The 23,292-nt window shown below is 71.8% G+C and carries 23 protein-coding genes and 1 pseudogene; 10 read left to right on the forward strand and 14 right to left on the reverse strand.

The window, feature by feature from the left end:
- Window positions 1-219 precede the first annotated feature (219 nt).
- The 3 genes from CCZ36_RS27085 (at window position 220) to CCZ36_RS27095 (ending at window position 1,382) form a co-directional block, all read left to right on the forward strand.
- Window positions 220-690, forward strand: a complete 471-nt coding sequence (locus tag CCZ36_RS27085) for a Dps family protein (protein WP_065481759.1) — start codon at window positions 220-222, stop codon at window positions 688-690.
- A 69-nt stretch (window positions 691-759) separates the two neighbouring features.
- Complete coding sequence (locus CCZ36_RS27090) at window positions 760-951, forward strand: CsbD family protein (protein WP_069738696.1); 192 nt, start codon at window positions 760-762, stop codon at window positions 949-951.
- A gap of 173 nt (window positions 952-1,124) precedes the next feature.
- Window positions 1,125-1,382, forward strand: coding sequence for a hypothetical protein (locus CCZ36_RS27095; protein ID WP_079134211.1), 258 nt, complete (start codon window positions 1,125-1,127; stop codon window positions 1,380-1,382).
- On the opposite strand, the pseudogene CCZ36_RS27100 reads toward CCZ36_RS27095, so the two are convergent.
- The 3 genes and pseudogenes from CCZ36_RS27100 to CCZ36_RS27110 form a co-directional block, all read right to left on the reverse strand.
- A pseudogene (locus CCZ36_RS27100) lies at window positions 1,330-1,696 on the reverse strand (SDR family NAD(P)-dependent oxidoreductase); the annotation flags it as partial. The gene CCZ36_RS27095 and the pseudogene CCZ36_RS27100 sit on opposite strands and share 53 nt — an antisense overlap.
- An 80-nt stretch (window positions 1,697-1,776) precedes the next feature.
- On the reverse strand, window positions 1,777-2,643 hold the full coding sequence (locus tag CCZ36_RS27105; RefSeq protein ID WP_128818753.1) for an Fpg/Nei family DNA glycosylase: 867 nt from the start codon (window positions 2,641-2,643) through the stop codon (window positions 1,777-1,779).
- Window positions 2,644-2,802: 159 nt separating this feature from the next.
- Window positions 2,803-7,497, reverse strand: coding sequence for an Lhr family ATP-dependent helicase (locus CCZ36_RS27110; protein WP_128818754.1), 4,695 nt, complete (start codon window positions 7,495-7,497; stop codon window positions 2,803-2,805).
- A 101-nt stretch (window positions 7,498-7,598) separates the two neighbouring features.
- On the opposite strand from CCZ36_RS27110, the gene CCZ36_RS27115 reads away from it, so the two are divergent.
- The 3 genes from CCZ36_RS27115 to CCZ36_RS27125 all read left to right on the forward strand — a co-directional run bounded on the left by CCZ36_RS27115 (window position 7,599) and on the right by CCZ36_RS27125 (window position 9,777).
- Window positions 7,599-8,447 (forward strand): AraC family transcriptional regulator, encoded by an 849-nt coding sequence (locus CCZ36_RS27115; protein WP_128818755.1) that lies wholly within the window; start codon window positions 7,599-7,601, stop codon window positions 8,445-8,447.
- Window positions 8,448-8,641: 194 nt separating this feature from the next.
- Window positions 8,642-9,475 carry an AzlC family ABC transporter permease gene (locus tag CCZ36_RS27120; RefSeq protein ID WP_128818756.1) on the forward strand — a complete coding sequence of 278 codons (834 nt, stop codon included), beginning with the start codon at window positions 8,642-8,644 and terminating at the stop codon, window positions 9,473-9,475.
- Window positions 9,472-9,777, forward strand: coding sequence for an AzlD domain-containing protein (locus tag CCZ36_RS27125; RefSeq protein ID WP_128818757.1), 306 nt, complete (start codon window positions 9,472-9,474; stop codon window positions 9,775-9,777). Before CCZ36_RS27120 ends, CCZ36_RS27125 begins: the two co-directional genes overlap by 4 nt.
- A 103-nt stretch (window positions 9,778-9,880) precedes the next feature.
- Here CCZ36_RS27125 and CCZ36_RS27130 read toward each other — a convergent pair whose 3' ends face one another.
- A complete protein-coding gene (locus CCZ36_RS27130) occupies window positions 9,881-10,795 on the reverse strand; it encodes a hypothetical protein (protein WP_069738704.1) in 915 nt (304 codons plus the stop codon).
- Window positions 10,796-10,874: 79 nt separating this feature from the next.
- On the opposite strand from CCZ36_RS27130, the gene CCZ36_RS27135 reads away from it, so the two are divergent.
- Entirely contained in the window at window positions 10,875-11,069 is a 195-nt protein-coding gene (locus CCZ36_RS27135; RefSeq protein WP_006128024.1) for a DUF3046 domain-containing protein, read from the forward strand.
- Between the two features lie 278 nt (window positions 11,070-11,347).
- A complete protein-coding gene (locus CCZ36_RS27140; RefSeq protein ID WP_128819755.1) occupies window positions 11,348-12,514 on the forward strand; it encodes an AI-2E family transporter in 1,167 nt (388 codons plus the stop codon).
- On the opposite strand, the gene CCZ36_RS27145 is transcribed toward CCZ36_RS27140, so the two are convergent.
- Complete coding sequence (locus CCZ36_RS27145) at window positions 12,505-13,389, reverse strand: SDR family oxidoreductase (RefSeq protein ID WP_128819753.1); 885 nt, start codon at window positions 13,387-13,389, stop codon at window positions 12,505-12,507. The two genes, CCZ36_RS27140 and CCZ36_RS27145, sit on opposite strands and share 10 nt — an antisense overlap.
- A gap of 367 nt (window positions 13,390-13,756) precedes the next feature.
- On the opposite strand from CCZ36_RS27145, the gene recA reads away from it, so the two are divergent.
- Window positions 13,757-14,875 carry a recombinase RecA gene (gene recA, locus CCZ36_RS27150; RefSeq protein ID WP_069738689.1) on the forward strand — a complete coding sequence of 373 codons (1,119 nt, stop codon included), beginning with the start codon at window positions 13,757-13,759 and terminating at the stop codon, window positions 14,873-14,875.
- A gap of 3 nt (window positions 14,876-14,878) precedes the next feature.
- Window positions 14,879-15,631: a recombination regulator RecX gene (gene recX / locus CCZ36_RS27155; RefSeq protein ID WP_128818758.1), complete on the forward strand. Its 753-nt coding sequence runs from the start codon at window positions 14,879-14,881 to the stop codon at window positions 15,629-15,631.
- 86 nt (window positions 15,632-15,717) lie between these two features.
- On the opposite strand, the gene CCZ36_RS27160 is transcribed toward recX, so the two are convergent.
- From CCZ36_RS27160 to CCZ36_RS27195, 9 genes are all read right to left on the reverse strand, one after another.
- Window positions 15,718-16,344, reverse strand: a complete 627-nt coding sequence (locus CCZ36_RS27160; RefSeq protein ID WP_069738687.1) for a DUF6197 family protein — start codon at window positions 16,342-16,344, stop codon at window positions 15,718-15,720.
- 172 nt (window positions 16,345-16,516) lie between these two features.
- Window positions 16,517-16,930 (reverse strand): rhodanese-like domain-containing protein, encoded by a 414-nt coding sequence (locus tag CCZ36_RS27165; protein WP_128818759.1) that lies wholly within the window; start codon window positions 16,928-16,930, stop codon window positions 16,517-16,519.
- Window positions 16,927-17,526, reverse strand: a complete 600-nt coding sequence (locus CCZ36_RS27170) for a cysteine dioxygenase (protein ID WP_128818760.1) — start codon at window positions 17,524-17,526, stop codon at window positions 16,927-16,929. The genes CCZ36_RS27165 and CCZ36_RS27170 overlap by 4 nt, the downstream gene beginning before the upstream one ends.
- Before the next feature lie 73 nt (window positions 17,527-17,599).
- The gene (locus CCZ36_RS37015; protein WP_373297768.1) at window positions 17,600-17,746 is read right to left on the reverse strand and encodes a putative leader peptide; all 147 of its coding nucleotides are present in this window, start codon (window positions 17,744-17,746) and stop codon (window positions 17,600-17,602) included.
- A gap of 24 nt (window positions 17,747-17,770) precedes the next feature.
- The gene (locus tag CCZ36_RS27175) at window positions 17,771-19,477 is read right to left on the reverse strand and encodes an FAD-dependent monooxygenase (protein ID WP_128818761.1); all 1,707 of its coding nucleotides are present in this window, start codon (window positions 19,475-19,477) and stop codon (window positions 17,771-17,773) included.
- A 176-nt stretch (window positions 19,478-19,653) separates the two neighbouring features.
- Window positions 19,654-20,595, reverse strand: coding sequence for an amino acid ABC transporter permease (locus CCZ36_RS27180; protein WP_069738683.1), 942 nt, complete (start codon window positions 20,593-20,595; stop codon window positions 19,654-19,656).
- The gene (locus CCZ36_RS27185) at window positions 20,592-21,239 is read right to left on the reverse strand and encodes an amino acid ABC transporter permease (protein ID WP_006128036.1); all 648 of its coding nucleotides are present in this window, start codon (window positions 21,237-21,239) and stop codon (window positions 20,592-20,594) included. Before CCZ36_RS27185 ends, CCZ36_RS27180 begins: the two co-directional genes overlap by 4 nt.
- A gap of 192 nt (window positions 21,240-21,431) precedes the next feature.
- Entirely contained in the window at window positions 21,432-22,355 is a 924-nt protein-coding gene (locus tag CCZ36_RS27190) for a glutamate ABC transporter substrate-binding protein (RefSeq protein WP_069743341.1), read from the reverse strand.
- 32 nt (window positions 22,356-22,387) lie between these two features.
- A complete protein-coding gene (locus CCZ36_RS27195) occupies window positions 22,388-23,173 on the reverse strand; it encodes an amino acid ABC transporter ATP-binding protein (RefSeq protein WP_069738681.1) in 786 nt (261 codons plus the stop codon).
- Window positions 23,174-23,292 lie beyond the last annotated feature (119 nt).

Here is a 23,292-nt window from a genome sequence, read left to right on the forward strand (position 1 = left end):
CGGCCCCTACCGGGGTCGGCCGGGACTTTCGCGTCCGGTGCGGCTGGGGCCGGATGCGTTTCGGATCAGTGCATGCGTTTTTGCAGATCAGGTGTGTGAGCCGGGAGTCAGTGGGCACACGGAGACCAAGGCCCACATGACCGTTTTGCTTCATATGTGCCATCGTGGGTGATGCACTGAGACGGTCAGTGAAGTGGCTGACGGATGGGAGTAGCGCACATGTCTGTGGTCAAGAGCACGTTGTCCGAGGGGGATCTCAAGGTCGTGGGAACGGCGCTCCAAGGCGCCCTGGTCGACCTCGTCGACCTCTCCCTGGTGGCCAAGCAGGTCCATTGGAACGTGGTCGGTCCGCGCTTCCGCTCCGTGCACCTTCAGCTCGACGACGTCGTCACCACGGCCCGGCAGCACTCCGACACGGTGGCCGAGCGTGCCTCGGCGGTCGGGGTCAACCCGGACGGGCGCTCCGGCACCGTGGCCAAGGAGACGGCCATCGCGTCCGTGCCCGAGGGCTGGATCAAGGACGCCGACGCTGTGAAGATCCTGGTCGACGCGCTCGGCGTGGTCATCGGCCGGATGCGGGAGCGCATCGAGGCGACTGACGAGCCGGATCCCGTGACCCAGGATCTGTTGATCGCGCTGACGGCGGATCTTGAGAAGCACGCCTGGATGTTCCAGGCGGAGAGCGCCTGACCGGCGACCCGTGGTCGTCGAACGGCGACCGGTGACCGCTAAACGTCTGACGAGCGAAGGAGCGACATCATGAGCGACGGAGCCATGGACAAGCTGAAGGGCAAGGGCAAGGAAGCGGTGGGGAAGCTGACCGGCGACCACCGCAAGGAGGCCGAGGGCAAGGCCGACCAGGCCAAGGGCGGAGCCAAGGAAACGGCAGACGGGCTCACCGAGCGCGCCAAGGGTGTCAAGGACTCCGTCGGCCGGGACGACGACAAGTAGCCCCTCGGCCCCGGCCGCCCAGCCTTTCCGTGCCCCCGCCGTTCCGGTGGGGGCACGGTCGTGTGTCTGGGGGCCTTGCCTGTGGGGGTGGCTCTTCGGCCGGACGTTCTGGATGCACTGCCGTCGCTGCCAGGGGAAACTGCCGGAAAGGACCTCGGCCGCGGGAGGCAGCGATGACACGGCGATGGGTGCCGGCGCTGGTTCTCGGCGGGCTGTGGTGGTGGGCGGTGATCCGGCTGGTGCTGCGTCCGGAGCAGGCGGGGCTGGTGGAGGGGGCAGTGGCGGCGGGCGGCTGGGGGCTGAGCCTGTTGCCGGTTCATGTCGCGTCCGTGGTGCCGTTGAGCTCGCCGAAGGGCTCGGGGGCGGCTGTCGGGCGGCTCACCAGGGCATGGCGACGCCGCCGTTCGGCCGGAGGATCTGACCGGTCATGAAGCCGAGGCGTCCGAGGCCAGGTGCAGCACCGTGTGGGCGACGTCCTCCGGCACCCCGACCCGGCCCAGCGGGGATATCCGGGCCATCGTCGCCTCCGCCCGGTGCTGTCCGGCCGCCTCGTGCCGGTCGGTCATCGGCGTACGGATCCAGCCGGGTGCGACGGCGTTCACCCGTATGGCGTGCGGCCCCAGCTCCGTGGCCAGCGTCTTGGTGAGCTGGGCCACGGCGGCCTTCGCGACGCCGTAGCAGAGCAGGCCCGCGCTCGCGGAATCCACGCCCCCGACGCCATCGTGATCAGCGAGCCGGGGGCACCGGTGACGAACGCGGCGCGGCCCGTGAGGTCGTACGCAGAGAGAGGCATGGCCGGACCGTGCGACCGTATCTGACGGGTCGTCAATCAGGGATCGGTCCTGATTGGCAGCCGGGGCACCAGTAGGTGGGCCGGTCGTCCTGGTCGGCCAGGCGGATCGGGGTACCGCAGCGCAGACAGGGTCTGCGGGCCCGCCCGTAGACGTACAGCCGCTCCTGTACGTGGTGGGGCGGGCGTGGCCGGGGACGGCCGGTGCCCGGGACCGGGCCGGGGCCCCGGTCCGGTGGGGTGCGGTATTCGGAGGTGATCGTCGTCGTACGGGTGGCGCGGTCGCGGTTGGCGTACAGCAGACGCTCGGCGAGCGTGACGAGCCGGGGGAGTACCCCGTCGGGGAGGGCGCCCACGGGGAGCCAGGGGGTGACGCGGGCCAGGAAGCAGAGCTCGCATTTGTAGACGTTGCCGATGCCCGCCAGATTGCGCTGGTCGAGGAGTGCTTCCCCGAGGGGGCGGTCCGGTGCGGCGAGCAACCGGTCCACGGCGAGGCCGGGGTCCCAGTCGGGGCCCAGCAGATCCGGCCCCAGATGCCCCACGGCCCGGTCCTCCTCGGCGGTGCGCAGGAGCTCCAGCACGGGGAGCCGGTAGCCGACGGCGGTGTGCTCGGTGTTGCCGAGGATGGCCCGGATCTGGTGGCCCGGGCCGCCCCGCCACCGCTCGCCCGGGGCGAACACCCGCCAGGCCCCGTCCATCCGGAGGTGACTGTGCAGGGTCAGGCCACCCTCGATCCGGGTCAGCAGGTGCTTGCCGCGCGCGGTGACGTCCAGGACGGTCCGGCCGGTGAGGTCGGCGGTGGCGAAGCGGGGGACGCGCAGGTCCGACCGGGTCAGCACCTGCCCCGCCAGCGCCGCGTGCAGCCGGGTGGCGGTCTGCAGGACCGTGTCTCCTTCGGGCATGCCTCCATGATGGGCGCGCCGGGGCGCCCGTGCGTACCCCTGCGGGCGGCGTCCCGTGCGTCGCCCCGCGCCGGGGCGCCCGTGCGTACTCCCGCAGGCGGCGTCCCGTGCGTCGACCCGTATCCGACGGGCGGCCGCGGCGTGGTCCGGCGGCCCCGGTCAGGCGCGCAGGCGGAGGCCTCTCGGGGTGGCGAGGAAACCCGCCGCTTCCAGCGTCCGGCCCAGGGGCGAGGTGAGGGACGAGACGCCGTTCGTCCGCTCCACCGTCACCGTGCCCAGGGCGCCGGCGCGGGCCGAGGCGGCCAGGGCCTCGGCGGCCGCTCGCAGGGCCGGGGCCTCGGGGTCGGACGGCCAGGCCAGGAGGGATTTGCCGCCGCGCTCCATGTAGAGCGTCAGCTCGCCGTCGACGAGGACCACCAGCGCCCCCGCCTTGCGGCCCGGCTTGTGTCCGGCGCCGTCCGGGGACTCCGGCCACGGCAGCGCCGCGCCGTACGCGTTGGCCGGGTCGGCCGCGGCGAGCACCAGGGCCTCGGGCGCGGTCTCCGGATCCCGGCGGTCGCGAGCCGTGGAGGCCGCCCGCAGCCGGTCCACGGCCCCGTCCATCGCGAACTGGGCGGCTCCCAGTCCCTCGACCACATAGCCGCGCCGCGCCTGCCCGCTGTCCTCGAAGGCGGCCAGGACGCGGTACGTCGCGGAGAAGCCGCCCTCCACCCCCTCCGCCTGCACCGCCCCGCGGGTCACCACGCCGTGCCGGTCGAGGAGGGTCCGGGCCAGGGCATGGGCGCGGTGGGTCCGCTCCGGCTCGACCGGGGGCAGCAGGGACCAGCGGCCCGACACGGTCGGCGGGCCGGTCCGGGACGCGGGCCGGGCGGCGGCGGTGAGCGAGCCGTAGCGCCCGCGAGGGACGCTGCGCCGGGAGCGGTGGGCGGTGGAGCCCGCCGTCCGCCCGGAGCCCAGGAGCGAGCGCAGCGGGGCCAGGGTGTCGTTGGTGAGCCGCCCGGACCAGGCCAGGTCCCACAGGGCGTCGGCCAGCTGCTGGTCCGTGCAGTCCGGGTGGGTGGTGGCCCGGACCTGGTCGGCGATCTGGCGGAAGAAGAGGCCGTACCCGCCGGAGAGCGTGGTGAGCACGGACTCGTGGAGCGCCGACAGCTCCAGCGGGTGCGGGGGAGGCAGGAGCAGCGGCGCGCTGTCGGCGAGGTACAGGGAGACCCAGCCGTCCTTGCCGGGCAGCGCCCCCGCCCCCGCCCAGACGACCTCACCCGTGGTCGTCAGCTCGTCGAGCATCGCCGGGGCGTAGCCGAGGACCCGGCTCGGCAGGATCAGCTTCTCCAGCGCCGATGCGGGCACGGGCGCACCCTGGAGCTGCTCGACGGCGCGGGCCAGCCCGTCGATGCCCCGCAGCCGGTGGGAGCCGAAGTGCTGCCACTGGGGGAGGAAGGAGGCCAGGGCCGCGGGGGGCACGGGCTCCAGCTCCTGGCGGAGCGCCGCCAGTGAACGGCGGCGGAGCCGGCGCAGCACCGTGGCGTCGCACCATTCCTGGCCGATGCCCGCCGGGTGGAACTCACCCTGGACGGTCCTGCCGGAGGCCGCGAGGCGTTGCAGCGCCCCGTCGGTGACGGCGGTGCCGAGTCCGAAGCGCTCGGCGGCCCGGGCTGCGGTGAACGGGCCGTGGGTGCGTGCGTACCGGGCGAGGAGGTCGCCGAGCGGGTCCTTCACCGGCTCGGTGAACGCCTCGGGGACGCCGACCGGAAGCGCGGTGCCGAGGGCGTCCCGCAGCCGGCCCGCGTCCTCGATCGCCGCCCAGTGGCCGGCGCCGGCGATCCGGACCTGGATCGCCCGGCGGGCCGTCGCCAGCTCCGGCGCCCAGGACGGCTGGGCGCCCCGCTCGGCCAGCTCGGCGTCGGTCAGCGGACCGAGAACGCGCAGCAGGTCGGCCACCCCTTCGGCGTCCTTGACGCGCCGGTCCTCCGTGAGCCACTGCAGCTCCCGCTCCAGCTCGGTGAGGACCTCGGGGTCGAGCAGTTCGCGCAGCTCCGCCTGGCCCAGCAGCTCGGCCAGGAGATGGGAGTCCAGGGAGAGGGCGGCGGCGCGCCGCTCGGCCAGCGGTGAGTCGCCCTCGTACAGGAACTGGGCCACATAACCGAAGAGGAGCGAGCGGGCGAAGGGTGAGGGCTCCTGGGTGGTCACCTCGACCAGCCGGACCCGGCGCGCCTCCAGATCGCCCATCAGCTCCGTGAGCCCGGGGACGTCGAACACATCCTGGAGGCATTCGCGGACGGCCTCCAGAACGATCGGGAAGGAGCCGAACTCCGAGGCGACCTGGAGCAGCTGGGAGGCCCGCTGGCGCTGCTGCCAGAGCGGGGTGCGCTTGCCGGGGGAGCGCCGGGGCAGCAGCAGGGCGCGCGCGGCGCACTCCCGGAACCGGGCGGCGAACAGGGCGGATCCGCCCACCTGGTCGGTGACGATCTGTTGGACCTCGCCCTGGTCGAAGACGACGTCGGCCGCCGCCACCGGGGGCTGGTCGCTGTCGTACGCCAGGGCTCCCGGCGCCGGTCCGCCGTTCTCGGTCTCCGACGCCCCTGGAGCCGGGGGGGCGTCGAAATCGAGCAGATCCAGGCCCATCATGTCCGCGTCGGGCAGCCGCAGCACGATCCCGTCGTCGGCGTGCATGACCTGGGCGTCCATGCCGTAACGCTCACCGAGGCGGGCGGAGAGGGCGAGCGCCCACGGGGCGTGCACCTGGGCGCCGAAGGGGGAGTGCACGACGACCCGCCAGTCGCCCAGCTCGTCCCGGAACCGCTCGACCAGGATCGTCCGGTCGTCCGGCACATGGCCGCAGGCCCGACGCTGCTCGTCCAGATAGGCCAGGATGTTGTCGGCCGCCCAGGCGTCGAGTCCGGCCGCGAGCAGCCGCAGCCGGGCATCCTCCTCGGACAGGCCGCCGATCTCGCGGAGGAACGCCCCCAGGGCCCGGCCGAGCTCCAGCGGGCGGCCCAGCTGGTCGCCCTTCCAGAACGGCAGCCTCCCCGGAACGCCCGGGGCGGGCGAGACGAGGACCCGGTCCCGGGTGATGTCCTCGATCCGCCAGGACGTGGTGCCCAGGGTGAAGACGTCGCCGACGCGGGACTCGTAGACCATCTCCTCGTCCAGCTCGCCGACCCGGCCGCCGCCCTTCTTGGGGTCGGCCCCGGCCAGGAAGACCCCGAAGAGGCCGCGGTCCGGGATGGTGCCGCCCGAGGTGACGGCCAGCCGCTGCGCACCGGGACGGCCCGTGACCGTACCCCCCACGCGGTCCCACACCACCCGGGGGCGCAGCTCCGCGAAGGCGTCGGAGGGATAGCGTCCGGCGAGCATGTCCAGGACGGCGGTGAACGCCGACTCGGGCAGTGAGGCGAACGGGGCGGCCCGCCGCACCAGGGCCAGCAGGTCGTCGGCCTGCCAGCTGTCCAGGGCCACCATGGCGACCAGCTGCTGCGCCAGGACGTCCAGCGGATTGGCTGGGATGCGCAGCGCCTCGATGGCCCCCTCGCGCATCCGCTCGGTGACCACGGCGGCCTGCACCAGATCGCCCCGGTACTTCGGGAAGACCACCCCGGTCGAGACCGCGCCCACCTGGTGTCCGGCGCGGCCCACCCGCTGGAGCCCGGAGGCGACGGAGGGCGGGGACTCGACCTGGACCACCAGGTCGACCGCGCCCATGTCGATGCCCAGCTCCAGGCTGGAGGTGGCGACCACGGCGGGCAGCCGGCCCGCCTTGAGATCTTCCTCGACCTGGGCGCGCTGCTCTTTGGAGACCGAGCCGTGGTGGGCGCGGGCCAGCAGGGCGGGGGCGCCCTTGCCCGCACCGGACTGGGCCATGATCTCGGCGGGGGCGTGCGCCTCCGGGAGCGCGGGGGCCGGGTCGTCCGGGTCGAAGGGGGTGCCGGTCGCCCGCTCGTAGGCGATCTCGTTCAACCGGTTGCACAGGCGCTCCGCCAGCCGCCGGGAGTTAGCGAAGACGATGGTGGAGCGGTGCGACTGGACGAGATCGGCGATGCGCTCCTCGACGTGCGGCCAGATCGAGGGCTTGTCCGCCTGGCCGGATTCGCCTCCGGCGGCGGGGGAGCCGCCCAGCTCGCCGAGGTCCTCGACCGGGACGACGACAGAGAGGTCGAACTCCTTGGTGGAGCGGGGCTGGACGATCTCCACCTTCCGCTGCGGTGAGAGGAAGCGGGCCACCTCGTCGACCGGCCGGACCGTCGCGGACAGGCCGATGCGCCGGGCGGGGCGGGCCAGCAGCTCGTCGAGCCGCTCCAGGGAGAGGGCGAGGTGGGCGCCCCGCTTCGTCCCGGCGACCGCGTGCACCTCGTCGAGGATCACCGTCTCCACCCCGGCCAGCGAGTCCCGGGCGGAGGACGTCAGCATCAGGAACAGCGACTCGGGCGTGGTGATCAGGATGTCCGGCGGCCGGGTGACCATGGAGCGCCGCTCGGCCGGCGGGGTGTCCCCGGACCGGATGCCGACCCGCACCTCGGGCTCCGGCAGGCCCAGCCGCACCGACTCCTGGCGGATTCCGGTCAGCGGTGAGCGGAGATTGCGCTCGACGTCGACCGCGAGGGCCTTGAGCGGAGACACGTACAACACACGGCAGCGCTTCTTGGCGTCGGCGGGCGGCGGCTCGGCGGCCAGCCGGTCCAGCGAGGCGAGGAACGCGGCCAGCGTCTTGCCCGAACCGGTCGGCGCGACGACCAGGACGTCACTGCCCTCGCCGATGGCCCGCCAGGCGCCCTCCTGCGCGGCGGTGGGCGCGCTGAAGGCCCCGGCGAACCAACTGCGGGTCGCGGGAGAGAAGGCGTCGAGCGCTGATCCGGTCATGTCCCCCATCGTGCACCCCGTCACTGACAACGGTCCGGTGCGCCACCCGCCGTGGTCCGCTCGGCCGGTCGCGCACGACCCGGACCTGCGAGAATGGCCCCATGGCGGGAGCGGACGGCGCGGGCGAGTGGGCACGGCACTGGCAGTACGCCGCGCTGCCCGACCTCGATCTGCTGCGCGCCCGGTACGTCCGCCACACCTTCCCCCGCCACAGTCACGAGGGCTATGTCTTCGGAGCGGTGACCGGCGGGGTGGAGGACGTGGGGCTGCCGGGCGGCACGGTCCACGCGGTCCCCGGAACCGTCGTCATGATCAACCCGGAGGTGCCGCACACCGCCCGCTCCGGGGCCCCCGAGGGCTGGGCGTACTCCACGCTCTACCCGTCGGCGCAGGTCGTCAACGACATCGCGGCCGAGGTGACGTCCCTGCGCGGCACGGTCGGCTTCGCCGAGACCCGGGTGACCGACCCCCACGCCTCCCGGCTGATCACCGAGGTGCACCGGGCGGCGGAGGAGGGCAACGCGCTGGCGGCCGACAGCCTGCTGCGGATCCTGGTCACCCGGCTCATCGGCCGGCACGGCAGCCCGTTGTCCGGGCTGACCGCGCACACCGGGGGCGCGCGGAACGCCGTTCGCGCCCGCGCCGTGCTGGAGGAGCGCATGGCCGATCCGCCCACGCTGGAGACGCTCGCCGCTGAGCTGGGCATCGGCCCGTTCGCACTGCTGAGGGCCTTCAAGAAGGAGTACGGGATGCCGCCCCACACCTGGCTCACGGACGCCCGGGTGCGCAGGGCCCGCCGCCTGCTCGACGCGGGGGTCGCCCCCGCCGAGGCCGCGACCGCCGTCGGCTTCACGGATCAGCCGCACCTCAATCGGCACTTCACCCGGATCGTGGGTGTGCCGCCGGGCGCGTACCAGCGCGAGCGCGGAGTGCCGCGGCCCGGCGGGTGAGAACTCTGCGGCGCCGGGGAGGGGGGAAGCCGGTGGCCGGTGGGGTGCATGAACGCACAAGGGGGCCAGCGTGCACGAACGTCGAAGGGGCCAGCGTGCACGAACGTACAAGCGGCGGGGCGCGTGAACGGACAAGCGGCGGGGCGCAAGAACGTACAAGACCGGGCCCCGAAGTCCCCCGTAGCGTTCCGGGCGTGGCAGAACAGACAGCACCTCCAGAGCGCACCGGCATGCCCGGTGCCATAGCCGCCGGTCCGCCCGGCCCGCCCGGTCCGGCGTCCGAGACCCGACCGGACAAGCCGGACGCGGCCGTCGTCCGGGACGCGCTCGGCGTCGGCATCGCCGTCGGCCTCTCCGGCTTCGCCTTCGGCGTCACCTCCGCGGGCTCCGGCCTCAGCCTGCTTCAGACCTGCGTCCTGAGCCTTCTCGTCTTCACCGGTGCCTCGCAGTTCGCCCTGGTCGGGGCGCTGGCGGCGGGCGGCAACCCGTACACCGCGGCGGCCGGGGCGTTCTTCCTGGGCGTCCGGAACGCGTTCTACGGTCTGCGACTCTCCCAACTGCTCGCCCTCCCCCGTGCGGTACGGCCGTTCGCCGCCCACTGGGTCATCGACGAGACGACCACGGTCACCCTGCCCCAGCCCACCCGGCGGGCCGCGCGCATCGGCTTCACGGTCACCGGACTCACCCTGTACGTGCTGTGGAACCTCACCACCCTGGTGGGCGCTCTGGGCGCCGAGGCGCTGGGCGACACCGACGCGTGGGGCCTCGACGCGGCGAGCCCCGCGGTGTTCCTCGCGCTGCTCGCGCCGATGCTCACGAGCACCACCGAACGCGTCACGGCGGGACTGGCCGTCGTCCTGGCCCTGACCCTGCTGCCCGTGCTGCCCGCGGGGGTGCCCGTCCTGATCTCGGCGCTCGCCGCGCCCCTCGTCCTCTTCCTCATGGGACGGAAGAAGAAGGGGCCGGGCGACGGGAAGGGCTCGGGCGGAACGGTGACCCGGCGGAAGAAGGAGGAGTGGCACTCATGAACGTCTGGATTGCCATCGGACTGACCGTGGCGGGCTGCTACCTCGCCAAACTCCTGGGCCTGCTGGTCCCCGCGGGCGTACTGGAACGACCGCTCGTCCAGCGGATGGCCGCCCTGCTGCCCGTCGCGCTGCTCGCGGCACTCACCGCGCAGCAGACCTTCGGCGACGGCCATCAGCTCGTCCTCGACGCCCGTGCCGCCGGTCTCGGCGCGGCGGCACTCGCGCTGGTCCTTCGCGCTCCCTTCCTGGTCGTCGTCGGCGCGGGCGTTCTCGTCACGGCGGGCGTACGGGCGCTGGCCTGAGGGGACGGCCTGCAACCCCCCTGGCGGCCTGCCCCGGGGGGCAGCCGACTCCTGTGCGGCCTGCCGCGGGGGCAGCCGAGTCCCGTGCGGCCTGCCCGCAGGGTCAGCCGAGCGGGCGACCGTACGCGCGGAGCGTCTCCAAGGCCCTGAGCGTCACCAGCGGGCGCCCTTCCAACGCGGTTCCCGGAGCCCACCGACGCCAGGTCACGGGCCATCCGCCGTCGTCCTGCTGCTCGGCGGCCAGGTGGTCGAGCGAGCGCTCCAGCTCCTCGTCGGCGAACCAGCGGCGGGCCAGGGACCCGGGCGTACGGGCGTAGTCGTGCGGGAAGTGGTGCTCGCCAGGGGCGTAGCCGGTCGCCACCGGGTACTCCGCCCGCCGGGACGGGTCGAGCACCGCGAGCCGTTGTTCACGCACCAGACGGCCGAGGCGGTCGGCCGCCGCCTCCGCCCGGGCGCGGTCCGGGGCGCCGTCCAGGAAGGCGACCGCGGCCTCGACCTCGTAGGGATGCGACTGCTCCAGGGCCTCGACGGCGCTCCAGCAGAAGTCCGTCGCCCGGAACAGCCAGGCGTTCCACACCCGATTCCCGTGCAGCAGCCCGACGACCGGGCCGGTCGCGAGCAGCTCCGCCGGCGGATCGTCCACGATCGGGATGAACGGCGCCGCTGGATAACCACGTTGCGTGGGCAGCAGAGCGGGCAGCGCGCCTTCTTTGGTTGATACATCGGTCAGATAGCGGCAGATCCGTTCAACGCGCTGTCCGTCGCAGCGGTCGATCGAGTCGAGAACGCTCAGGGCGTGGGCGGTGTGCAGTGGTTGACTGACCGGCCCCCGCACATCGGGTTCCAGCGCGTGACCGTAGCCGCCGTCCTTGTTCAGGTAGGCGGCCAGGGCCGTCTCGACGGCGTCGGGGTCTCCGTCCAGGAAGGCATGGGCGAACCTCCTCTGTTCGAGGACGCGGGCGGTGAGCCAGATGAACTGCTCGGCACGGGCAAGGGTGTGTGCTCCGGTTCCAGCCATGGACCGACCGTAGAGGGCGAAGAGCCCGGGCACATGCCAGGTGGACCTGCTGCACCCTCAGGAGCGGGATACTGATGGCATGCGGTTGACGATTTTCTGGGAGCGGATGGCCGACCACTTCGGTGCGGCGTACGCGGACTCCTTCGCCCGTGACCATGTGATGGCCGAACTCGGCGGTCGCACGGTGCACCAGGCGCTGGAGGCGGGCTGGGACGCCAAGGACGTCTGGCGCGGGGTCTGTGCGGCCATGGACGTTCCGGCGGACAAGCGCTGAACGTCTCACGAACGTCCTGAACGGCTCATGAACGTTCTGCACCTTCAGGGCCGTGCAAACGTTCCGGTGGACGAGCGCCGAGCCCGGAAGACTCCCTGTTCCCGGCGGGAGCGGAGCCGGAGCGGCCGGTTCGGGGCGGGGGACCGGCTGTCCGTGGCGTAGGCGAGACTTGTCCCGTGTCATCGACAGACGAGAGCGCCCCGGCCCAGCCGTCCGCCTCCCCGCCCGCTCCGCCGAGCGTGCCACCCGCGTCGCCGTCCGGCGCCGGTGGGGTCCGTATGCCCGCCTGGCTGCCGCGTGCGATGGTGCTGGCCCTTGCGCTCTATGCCTGCTTCCAGCTCAGCAGCTGGGCGTTCGACCAGCTCATCGGGTTGCTGACGAACGTGCTGATCGCGTTCTTCCTCGCGCTCGCCATCGAGCCCGCGGTCAGCCGGATGGCGAGTCGCGGAATACGGCGGGGGCTCGCCACGTTTCTCGTCGTCCTGGGCCTCACGATCTTCGGCGTCGGGTTCGTGGTGCTGCTGGGGTCGATGCTCGCGGGCCAGATCGTCGACATGGTCGACGAGTTCCCCAAGTACATCGACTCGGTGATCAACTGGATCAATCAGACCTTCCGCACCGAACTCTCCCGGGTCGAGGTCCAGGACAGCCTGCTGCACTCCGACTGGTTGCAGAAGTACGTCCAGAACAGCGCCACCGGAGTGCTCGACGTTTCCACCACGGTCATCGGCGGGCTGTTCCGGCTGCTGACGGTCTTCCTCTTCTCGTTCTACTTCGCGGCCGACGGCCCCCGGCTCCGCCGTGCCCTCTGCTCCGTCCTCCCGCCGGCCCGGCAGACCGAGGTGCTGCGCGCCTGGGAGATCGCGGTCGACAAGACCGGCGGGTACATCTACTCGCGCGGTCTGATGGCCCTGATCTCCGGTGCCGCGCACTACATCCTGCTGGTGATCCTCGGGGTGCCCTACGCCCCGGCGCTCGCGGTCTGGGTCGGACTAGTCTCGCAGTTCATCCCCACCATCGGCACGTATCTCGCGGGTGCCCTGCCCATGCTGATCGCCTTCACGGTCGACCCCTGGTACGCGGTGTGGGTGCTCGGTTTCGTGGTGATCTACCAACAGTTCGAGAACTACGTGCTCCAGCCCAAGCTGACCGCGAAGACCGTCGACATCCACCCCGCGGTCGCCTTCGGATCGGTCATCGCCGGCACGGCCCTGCTCGGCGCCGTCGGTGCGCTGGTCGCCATCCCGGCCGTCGCCACGCTCCAGGCGTTCCTCGGTGCCTATGTGAAGCGGTACGACGTCACCGACGACCCGCGCGTCCACGGTGGAAGCAGCCGTGCGCCCGGGAGGCCGTTGACGTCGCGCATGAGCCGCCTGCTGAGAGGCCCCGGGGCCGTCGGCCGGGGAGGAGCGGAGGGCTCGCCGGACGGTCCGCGTCAACGGTAGCCCGTCACGTCGGCAGGGAGACCCGGGTTCTGGACCTCGGCCAGATAGCGCCAGGCGTCGGGCCGGTCCCCGTCCACATCGGTGAAGCCGTACACCTGGGCGAGCTGCCCGCTGGAGAGCGACCTGCCGTTCCAGCGGGCCACCTCGGGATCACCGGCGAGGGCGGCCACGGCACGGCCGACGTAGGCGGGTGACTCGGAGATCGCGAAGTGGGGAGCGTGCGCGACGGCGTCTCGCCAGGTGGCCTCGGTCACCCCGTGGGCCTGGAGCATGGCCTCCGACCGGAGCCACCCGGGGGTGAGCGCCACGGCCGTCGCACCGTGCGGTGCCAGTTCATGGCCGAGGGCGAAGGCCATCCGGTTCACCGCGGCCTTCGCCAGGTCGTAGAAGAACGAGACGCGGTAGTGGGACGCGTTGTACTCGTCCGTCCCGTCGGTCATCTCGACGACCAGCCCGCCCGGTGTCTCGATCAGCAGCGGCAGCGCGAAGTGACTGGTGATCGCATGGGTGTCGACAGCCAGCCGCAGGGTGTGCAGCCCGGTGTCGAGGGACGACTCCCACACCGGCTTGTCCCACTCGATCTCCGCCCCCCAGATGTCGTTCACCAGGATGTGCAGGGCTCCCTGCTCGGTCGCGATCCGGGCCACGAGCGCCCTGACCCCGTCGGGGACCAGATGGTCGACCCGGACGGCGATCCCCCTCCCGCCCGCTGCGTCGACCAGGGCCGCGGTCTCCTCGATCGTCTCGGGCCGGTCCATCTCGGAGCGCTCGGAACCGCTGGTCCGGCCGGTCACGTACACGGTCGCCCCGGCGGCGCCGAGCTGGACGGCGATGCCTCTCCCGGCCCCGCGGGTCCCTCCGGCGACGAGCGCCACACGCCCGGCCAGGTCGGGCCCGGGGGGTTGCCCGCCGAGGAAGGCTCCGGGTTCCGTGGTCGCTCCCATATCGACTGAATATAGGACGATATACCTGAATATGCAGGTGGCCGGTGAACCGCCCGAGGCTCCTGCGGGAGGGTGGGCCGCCGTGGGCCCGGGAACTCGTCGCCCCCGCGTCGCGGCTCCCGCGTGGTGCGCTTGACACGGAAATCGAACATCCATTCTGATGGGATTCCGGCCGGGTTTTCCCGGGCCCGGCCGTGGAGTTGTCCACAGGTCGGGAGGACGTCGAGGCCCATTGTCAGTGGCAGGGGTTAGCGTCTGTGACGTGAAGCGATCGACTCAAGCAAATCGGGTGGAACCCATGGCAGGAACCGACCGCGAGAAGGCGTTGGACGCCGCGCTCGCACAGATTGAACGACAGTTCGGCAAGGGTGCGGTGATGCGCCTCGGTGAGCGGCCGAACGAGCCCATCGAGGTCATCCCCACCGGATCGACCGCCCTCGACGTCGCCCTCGGTGTCGGCGGTCTGCCGCGCGGCCGCGTGGTGGAGGTGTACGGACCGGAGTCCTCCGGTAAGACGACGCTGACGCTGCACGCCGTGGCGAACGCGCAGCGGCTGGGCGGCTCGGTGGCCTTCATCGACGCCGAGCACGCCCTCGACCCCGAGTACGCGAAGAAGCTCGGCGTCGACATCGACAGCCTCATCCTGTCCCAGCCGGACAACGGCGAGCAGGCGCTGGAGATCACCGACATGCTGGTGCGCTCCGGTGCGCTGGACCTGATCGTCATCGACTCCGTGGCGGCCCTGGTGCCCCGTGCGGAGATCGAGGGCGAGATGGGCGACTCGCACGTGGGTCTCCAGGCCCGGCTGATGAGCCAGGCCCTCCGCAAGATCACCAGTGCGCTCAACCAGTCCAAGACCACCGCGATCTTCATCAACCAGCTCCGCGAGAAGATCGGCGTGATGTTCGGCTCCCCGGAGACCACGACCGGTGGCCGGGCGCTGAAGTTCTACGCCTCGGTGCGCCTCGACATCCGCCGGATCGAGACCCTCAAGGACGGCACCGACGCGGTCGGCAACCGCACCCGCGTCAAGGTCGTCAAGAACAAGGTCGCCCCGCCGTTCAAGCAGGCGGAGTTCGACATCCTCTACGGCCAGGGCATCAGCCGCGAGGGCGGACTGATCGACATGGGCGTGGAGCACGGCTTCGTCCGCAAGGCCGGCGCCTGGTACACGTACGAGGGCGACCAGCTCGGCCAGGGCAAGGAGAACGCCCGCAACTTCCTCAAGGACAACCCCGACCTCGCCAACGAGATCGAGAAGAAGATCCTGGAGAAGCTGGGCGTCGGCGTCCGCCCGGACGCCGACGCGGGCGAGCCCGGCGCCGACGCGGCACCGGCGGCCGACACGGTGGCGAAGCCCGCGACCACCGCGACCACCAAGGCCAAGCCGGCCAAGACCGCGGCGGCCAAGAGCTAGGCCGTGACACGTCGTACGGAGTGGCCGGACAGCCCCGCCGAGCCCAGCGGCGGTGCCGGATCCGATGACGGGCCCGTCGACGCGTCCGCTGCCGCGCGGGGGGCGGCAGCGGACGACGTCGGGGCGCGGTCCGGGCGCCGGTCACGCGGTGGAACAAGCGCCGGGAGCGGATTCGGCGAGGGGGCGGGCCGTCGTACCCGCTCCGGCACCAGAAGCAGCGGCTCCCCTTCCTCGTCGAGGGCCGAGAAGGGGGAGCCGCGTGACCCGGTCGAGCAGGCGCGCAACATCTGTCTGCGGCTGCTGACCGGGACACCGCGGACGCGCAAGCAGCTCGCGGACGCCCTGCGCAAGCGGGAGATCCCGGACGAGGCGGCCGAAGAGGTGCTCGCGCGCTTCGAGGACGTCGGCCTGATCGACGACGCGGCGTTCGCCGGGGCATGGGTGGAGTCCCGGCACCACGGCCGGGGGCTCGCGCGCCGCGCCCTCGTCCGTGAGCTGCGGACGAAGGGCGTGGACTCCGCCGTCATCGACGAGGCGGTCGGGCAGCTCGACTCGGACCAGGAGGAGGAGACGGCGCGCGAGCTCGTGGCCCGCAAGCTCCGCTCCACCCGGGGGCTGGACCGGGACAAGCGGCTGCGCCGTCTGGCGGGGATGCTCGCACGCAAGGGATACGGGGAGGGCATGGCCCTGCGGGTGGTGCGTCAGGCGCTGGAGGAGGAGGGCGAGGACACGGAAGGCCTGGACGAGCCCTTCTGACGCCGGTGCTCCGATGGTGAGTCACTCAGCGATCCCCTGACGCGAGTCCTTGTCGGCGGATCCGGAAGTATGTCCTTGTCCGGTGGCTACTGTCCGGCCAGGGACGCGCGGCGGATGGTGGCGTCGAGGAGGGCCAGGGCGTCGGCGGCGGTGCGGCCGGGATGGCGGTTCCAGGGGCCGATCAGCCCCGGCCATCCCTGTGCGCGCAACTCCGTGATCAGCCAGGCGCCGGCCCGGTCCACGGTGTCGAGGGAGCCGTAGCCGAGACGGTGCGCGGAGATCATGGCACCGCAGACACAGCGGGCGCCACGGACGTTCCGCAGCCGGTACGGGGTGTTCTGCCAGCCCCACTCGGCCAGGATCTGCCGTGCGTAGCCGAGATGGGTCGAGGGGCGCAGGTCGCTCTGCCCGACCCGCCGCCAGAGATGGACCCGGTCGGGCAGCATCGCCCCCAGCCGTCCGGGCAGCGGGCGCTGGTGCGGAGGCGGCGCGGGCAGGGACCGCACCGTGTCGTCGATCAGCCGGTCCACGGGTACGGACAACAGGCTTCGCCAGTCGGAGGGGCGCGTGGGTACGGGAGTGGGTGCGGGGGCCGACGCGGGCCCGGGGGCGCTGTGCTCCCAGCCCGTGACGATCTGCTGCCACGCCTGGGTGTCGTGCAGCCGGGAGGCCTGGCCGTCGAGCTGATCGGGGGTGAGGACAGCGGTCGCCATATGCGCTCATCTCCGTACATTTCGGTCCTCTGTGTGAGGCGAATGTCGGTCACGCGCGGCGATTGCTCCAGTGGAACGTGGCGTTCGGGTGCGGCACCGGAGAGCCGACGCCCGGCACCTGAGTTCAGGTGCCGGGCACCAGGGGGGATGTACCGGATCGCGGGTGCGGGCGTCAGGTGGAGGTGATCGGGAGCCCCGCCGCGCGCCAGGCCTGGAAGCCGCCGATCAGATCGGTGGCCCGGTGCAGCCCCAGCAGCCGCAGTGAGGCGACCGCGAGGCTGGAGGCGTATCCCTCGTTGCAGATGACGACGATCTGGAGGTCGTGGCCGACCGCCTCGGGTGCGCGGTGGCTGCCCCGCGGGTCGAGCCGCCATTCCAGCTCGTTGCGTTCGACGACCAGCGCACCGGGGATCAGTCCGTCCCGGTCGCGGAGTGCCGCGTACCGGATGTCCACGAGCAGCGCCCCGGCTTCCGCCGCAGCGGTGGCGGCGAGCGGGCCGATCCGGTCGTAGCCGGCCCTGACCCGCTCCAGCAGCTCGTCGATGCCCACCGGGACCTGGGCGTCCGTGCTCCGGCTCTCGCTCACTGCCAGTCCTCCGGGCTCTCGGTCTGCTCCAGCCGGAGCACGGCACCGGTGCGGCTGAACCGGCGGATCCGCGGCAGCGGCGGGTAGTAGGCGTGGACGGAGATCGCGTGCGCGTCCTCGGACGCGTTGAGGACCTCGTGGACGTGGTTCTGGCCGAAGGCCCGCCCCTGACCGGTCGCCAGCTCCCTCGACCGGTCCACCCCGTCCGTCAGCTCCAGCGTCTTCCAGCCGTCGGTGGGCAGCCGCACGGCCAGCGAGTGCTCCTCGAGGGCACCGGCCGCCGTCGTGAACGCGCCGATCGAGTCGGCGTGATCGTGCCAGCCCGTACCGGTGCCGGGCGGCCAGCCGATCAGCCACGCCTCGCTGCCGCCGGGGCCGTCGAGCCGGATCCAGGTGCGTCCCTCCGGATCGAGGGGCAACGAGGCGATGAGCGCCTCGTCCCGGGCGGTGCGGCGGACGAACTCCAGCAGCTCCGCGACCGTCGGCGCAGCGGTGGCGGGAGCGGCAGCGGAGGAAGGGGAAGAAGTGGGAGCAGCGGTGGATGAGGGAGAAGGCGCCGAGCCGGCCGTGGGCACGGCGGAGTGAGCGGAAGACACGAGGACCGTCCTGAGAGTTCGCGCGGGATCCCGGTCGTGCGGAAAGCGGCACGGACCGGCAGAGGGAGGCGATTCAGCAGGACGGGCGACACACACAGCCCGCGTAACGGACGAGGTCCATATGGACCCTCCGCCACAGGCGCACATCGGTGTCGGTCATGATCCGGAGTACACCACGCGTGCCCGTGACGGTCAATGTGCGTCCGCCACGGACGCACATGTACGGCGGACGCCGGACCACCGGTCAGCGGTGTCCCGCGGTCCCGTCTGCATGGACCCGCGGCCGGGCCCCCTTCTCGCCTCTGTTCTCCCGGCTCCCGCTCCCCTCGTCCTCCGCCTCCGCGCGCTCCCGCCCAGCACGCGGCGCGCCGCCCAACGCGGCCTGCGCCGCGCTGAACAGCTCCGCGGGCCGTACGCCGCCGAAGGCCGCCACCAGATGCCCGTCCGGCCGGACCAGCAGCACGGTGTGGGCCGACGCCCCCGGGTAGCTCTCGGTGACCAGCAGTTCCGTCGTACCGGGGAGCGCCGCCACGGCGTCCGTGAGGCGGGGCATGACGCCCGCCGTCTGCCAGTGCCGCCGGTCCCAGACGCCGGTCCCCGGCGCGACCAGGATCACCAGCGGATGCCCCTGCCCGAGCCGTTCCCGCAGCCGTGTCGTCGTTCCGTCCGGCGCGGTCACCGTCACATCCATGACCGGCGCACCGGGGGGCGTACCGACAGCGGTGTGCGCCTCGGTGTGCGGAGGCGCAAGAGGGGAGTGCGAGTACGAAGGGGGCGCACCCAGTGCCCCGCGGCCCAGATGGCCGTCGGCGAGCAGGGTGTCGTGACCGCGCGCGGTGCCGGGGACCAGGGTCCGCAGACCGCCTCCGCCACGCAGTATCGGCAGCGACTGATCGGCGGCGCGCAACCGGGCGGCCACCGCGGCCCGCCGCTCCGCCTGATAGCTGTCCAGCAGCTGCTCGGCCGGGCCGTGGTGCCAGGCGTGCGCCAGCTTCCAGGCCAGGTTCTCGGCGTCCCGGATGCCCTCGTCGAGCCCCTGCGTGCCCAGCGCCCCCAGCAGATGCGCCGCGTCCCCCGCCAGGAAGGCGCGCTGCCTGCGCCAGCGCCGGGCGAGCCGGTGGTGGAGCGTATGGACGCCGGTGTCCAGCAGTTCGTACGGAGGGGTCTCGCCGCACCAGCCTGCCAGCGTGTCCCGGATCCGGGTGATCACCGCCTCCGGGGTGACCAGTTCGCCGCGCGGCGGCAGCAGCCAGTCCAGCCGCCAGACGCCGTTCGGCAGCGGCCGGGCGGAGACCTCCTCGCCGCCGGTCCGCCACGGCGGCTGCCGGTGCGACACGGCCCGGTCGGGCCAGGGCAGTTCGGCCCGGAGCGAGGCGACGGCATGCCGCTCCACCGCCGTACGACCGGGAAAGCGGATGTCCAGCAGCTTGCGCACGGTCGACCGGGCGCCGTCGCAGCCGACCAGATAACTCCCGCGCCACCAGGTCGATCCCGGCTCCCTGGTGTGCACGGTGACGCCGTCGCGGTCCTGCTCCAGAGTGTCGATCCGGCTCAGCGGCGCGAGCTGGACCAGCGGGTCCTTGTTCACCGCCGCACGCAGCGCGGCGCTCAGCTCGTGCTGCGGCAGGTGCAGCGGCGAGGGGAGGAGCCCGGGGAGCGGCTCACCGTCCTCGTCCGGCCGGCCCCCGCTCAGCGGCATCTCCCGGACGAGCTGCTTCCGGCGCATCGAACGCCAGCCCGTCCAGCGCAGCCCGACCCGGTCCAGCTCCCGGCAGCCGAGGCGGCCCACCAGATCGGCCGTGTCCTCGCGCAGCACGACCGTGCGGGCGGGCCGCGGCTCCTCCGTGCCGGGGCCCTCGTCCAGGAGGACCGACGGGACGCCCTGGGCGGCGAGGGCCAGCGACAGCGCCAGGCCGACGGGCCCGGCGCCGACGACGATCACCGGGTCCACAGTGCGTACCCTCCGGCCCTGACGGTCATGCGGAACGTGGCAGAGGTAGCCGGGTGCGTGATCACAGAACGTATGCAACCCACTGGTGGTGCTTGCGTCAAGTGACCGAGGCAGCGACGCGTGCGCCGCTGCCTCGAATGCTCCTGCCGGGAGGGGCCGGGAAGGCCCCGGGCCGGTCAGTCCTTCGCCACTCCGGCCCCGGCTGCACCGTCGACCGTCGGACCTGCGCCCCCTGCGCCCCCCGCGTCGACGCCGGGAACGGCGCCCACGGTGGGGATGGTGGCGGTCTGGACGCCGGGCGCCACCTTGATGCCGGTCTTGGCGCGGCGTCCGCGCTTCTCGATCCACGTCGCCAGCGCCGAGAGCAGCAGACACATCGCGATGTAGATCGTGCCGATGACGACGATCGTCGAGACGTACGGGTACTGGCCGTTCACCTGGGTGTTGGAGGCGATCAGACGCGCGGTCTGGAGCAGCTCCGGGTACAGGATGATGAAGCCGAGCGAGGTGTCCTTGAGGGTCACCACGAGCTGACTGATGATCGTCGGCAGCATCGACCGGACCGCCTGGGGCATCAGGACGGTCGTCATCACCTGTGTCTTGCTCATCCCGAGGGCGTACGCCGCCTCGCTCTGGCCCTTGGGCACCGAGTTGATCCCGGCCCGCAGCACCTCGGCCTGGACGCAGCCGTTGTAGACCGAGAGGCCCGCCGCCAGCGCCCACATCGAGTAGTCGGTGAGGAAGCCGACCCAGATCGCGTAGATGGTGATCAGCAGCGGCAGCGAGCGGAACAGTTCGATGAAGGTGGTCGCCACCCAGCGGACCGGCTTGTGGTCCGAGAGCCGGCCCACCGCCAGGAGCACGCCGAGGACCAGCGAACCGACCGCGGCGAGACCGAACGCCTTGAGGGTGGCGAGCACCGCGTCGGCGATGTTCTGCCGGATGCCCGCGTAGTTGAAGATGTCCCACATCTCGGGGGCGAGGTGCCCCTTGTCGGCCAGCCGCAGGATGCTGACGACGATCAGCGCCGCGATGGCGAGGCTGCCGACGACGGCGTAGATCCGGTTGCGGACGACGGCCTTGGGGCCCGGGGCGTCGTAGAGAACGCTGGCGCTCATCGGGCGACCTCCATGCGACGCTCCAGCAGCCGGAAGAGGCCGCTGATGGTAAAGGTGATGATCAGGTACCCGATGGCCACCCAGATGAAGACGGGGACGATGTCGTAGCCCTTGTCACTCATGAGCTTCTGCCAGCCGAACAGTTCGGCGTTGCTGAAGGCGCCGGCGATCGCGGAGTTCTTCGTCAGGGCGATGAAGATGCTGCTCAGCGGCGGGATCACCGTGCGCGTGGCCTGGGGGAGCACCACGATCTGCAGGGTCTGGGCGAACGTCATGCCGATCGAGCGCGCGGCCTCCGCCTGTCCCAGCGGCACGGTGTTGATGCCGGAGCGGACCGCCTCGCAGACGAAGGACGAGGTGTAGAAGCCGAGGGCCAGGGAGCCGAGGACGAACGGGCTCATCCCCGGGAAGAGGATCTCCGGCACCACGAAGAAGAAGATCAGGAAGAGCAGCGTCAGCGGGGTGTTGCGCATCAGCGTGACCCACGCGGTGCCGAAGTACCGCAGCGGCGGCACCGGCGAGACGCGGAATCCGGCGACGACGACACCGAGAACCAGGGCGATAAGCGAGCTGACGGCGGTGATCGACACAGTTCCTATGAAGCCGTCGCGGAACGCTGGGAAATTGTCGAGCAGTACGTTCATGAGGTCTCCGCGTCGGCGGTCATCGGCATCGGGGCAGGGGAAGGAGCGCCCCGTACGCCCGCCGCCCCCGGGGAGAGGGGGACGGCGGCGGCGTACGGGACGCCTGGGTCACTCGCGGGGCGCCGTGACGGACGTCGGCGCTCGGGCACCGGGAGGTGCCGGGCGCCCGACGGTGCCGGGCGCCCGAGGGCGTCAGTAACGCTCGATGGCCGGCGGGTCGACGTAGTCCGAGCCGGACAGGCCGAGGGTGGCCTCGTAGATCTTCTTGTACGTGCCGTCCTTGACGCGGTCCTCCAGCGACTTGCTGATGGCCTCGCGGAGCACCTTGTCGTCCTTGTTCAGGCCGACGCCGTAGGGCTCGTCGGTGAACGGCTTGCCGACGACCTTGAGCTTGCCCTTGTTGGCGGCGGCGTAGCCCTTGAGGATCGAGTCGTCCGTGGTGACGGCGTCGACCTGCTTGGTCAGCAGCTGCTGCACGCAGTCGGAGTACTTGGCCAGCTCGACGACGCTCGCGCCGTACTCCGGCTTCTTGATCTCCTGCAGCGGCGTGGATCCGACGATCGAGCAGACCTTCTTGCCCTTCACCGACTCCTTGCCGGTGATCGCCGTCTCGTCCTTGCGCACGAGGAGGTCCGCGCCGGCCTTGTAGTACGGACCGGCGAAGCCGACCTGCTTCTTGCGCTCGTCGTTGATCGTGTACGTGCCGACGTAGTAGTCGACCTGGCCCTTGGAGATGGCCGTCTCACGGACACCGGAGTCGACGGTCTTCCACTCGATCTGCTTCTCCGAGAAGCCGAGGTCGGCGGCGACCATCTTGGCGATCTCGATGTCGAAGCCCGAGCGCTCCTTGGTCGACTGGTCCTCGAAGCCGAGGTACGGCTGGTCGGCCTTGGCGCCGATGATCAGCTTGCCGCGCTCCTTGGCCTTCTTGAAGACCGGGGAGTCGAGGTCGACACCGGTGGCCGCGGTGTAGGTGGGGAGCGCGGGGGCGTCGGAGGAACCCGGCTTCGTGCCACCCGGCTTGTCACCGGCGGAGCCCTCCTTGCCACCACACGCGGTCGCGGTCAGGGCGAGGACGGCGATGGCCGCCACGGCGGCGGACTTGCGGAGCTTCATGTGAACAATCCTTATGTCGTAGGTCGTTGTCGTCAGTGGTGAAGGATCTTCGACAGGAAGTCCTTGGCCCGGTCGCTGCGCGGATTGCTGAAGAACTGGTCGGGCGTCGCCTCTTCGACGATCTTCCCGTCCGCCATGAACACGACGCGGTTGGCGGCGGACCGGGCGAAGCCCATCTCGTGGGTGACGACGATCATCGTCATCCCGTCCCGGGCCAGCTGCTGCATGACTTCGAGGACCTCGTTGATCATCTCCGGGTCGAGCGCCGACGTGGGCTCGTCGAAGAGCATGACCTTCGGGTCCATCGCCAACGCCCGTGCGATCGCGACGCGTTGCTGCTGGCCACCGGAGAGCTGCGCCGGGTACTTGTCGGCCTGTACGCCGACGCCCACCCGGTCGAGCAGGGTCCGGGCCTTCTCCTCCGCGGCCTTCTTGTCGGCCTTGCGGACCTTGATCTGGCCCAGCATGACGTTCTCCAGCACCGTCTTGTGTGCGAAGAGATTGAACGACTGGAAGACCATGCCCACGTCGGCACGCAGCCTGGCCAGCTCCTTGCCCTCCTGGGGCAGGGGCTTGCCGTCGATCGAGATCGCTCCCGAATCGACCGTCTCCAAGCGGTTGATCGTGCGGCACAGCGTGGACTTGCCGGACCCGGAAGGCCCGATGACGACCACGACCTCGCCCCGGGCGATGGTCAGGTCGATGTCCTGGAGCACATGCAGCGCGCCGAAGTGCTTGTTGACGTTGCTCAGTACGACCAGGTCGTTCGCCGCGGGCGCGGCATCCTCGGCGTCCTTGGTCACTGAAACTCCGCTCATCGGCTTCTTGCTCCGTCCTCCTCGGTTGAACAAGGACCCTAATGACGCAGTGCGACCAACGTCATTACATCTGAGCGGAAATTGAGCATAACGATCCGGCGGCAACCGGACACTCCGCG

Source organism: Streptomyces sp. S063, assembly GCF_002832675.1.
Taxonomy (GTDB): domain Bacteria; phylum Actinomycetota; class Actinomycetes; order Streptomycetales; family Streptomycetaceae; genus Streptomyces; species Streptomyces sindenensis.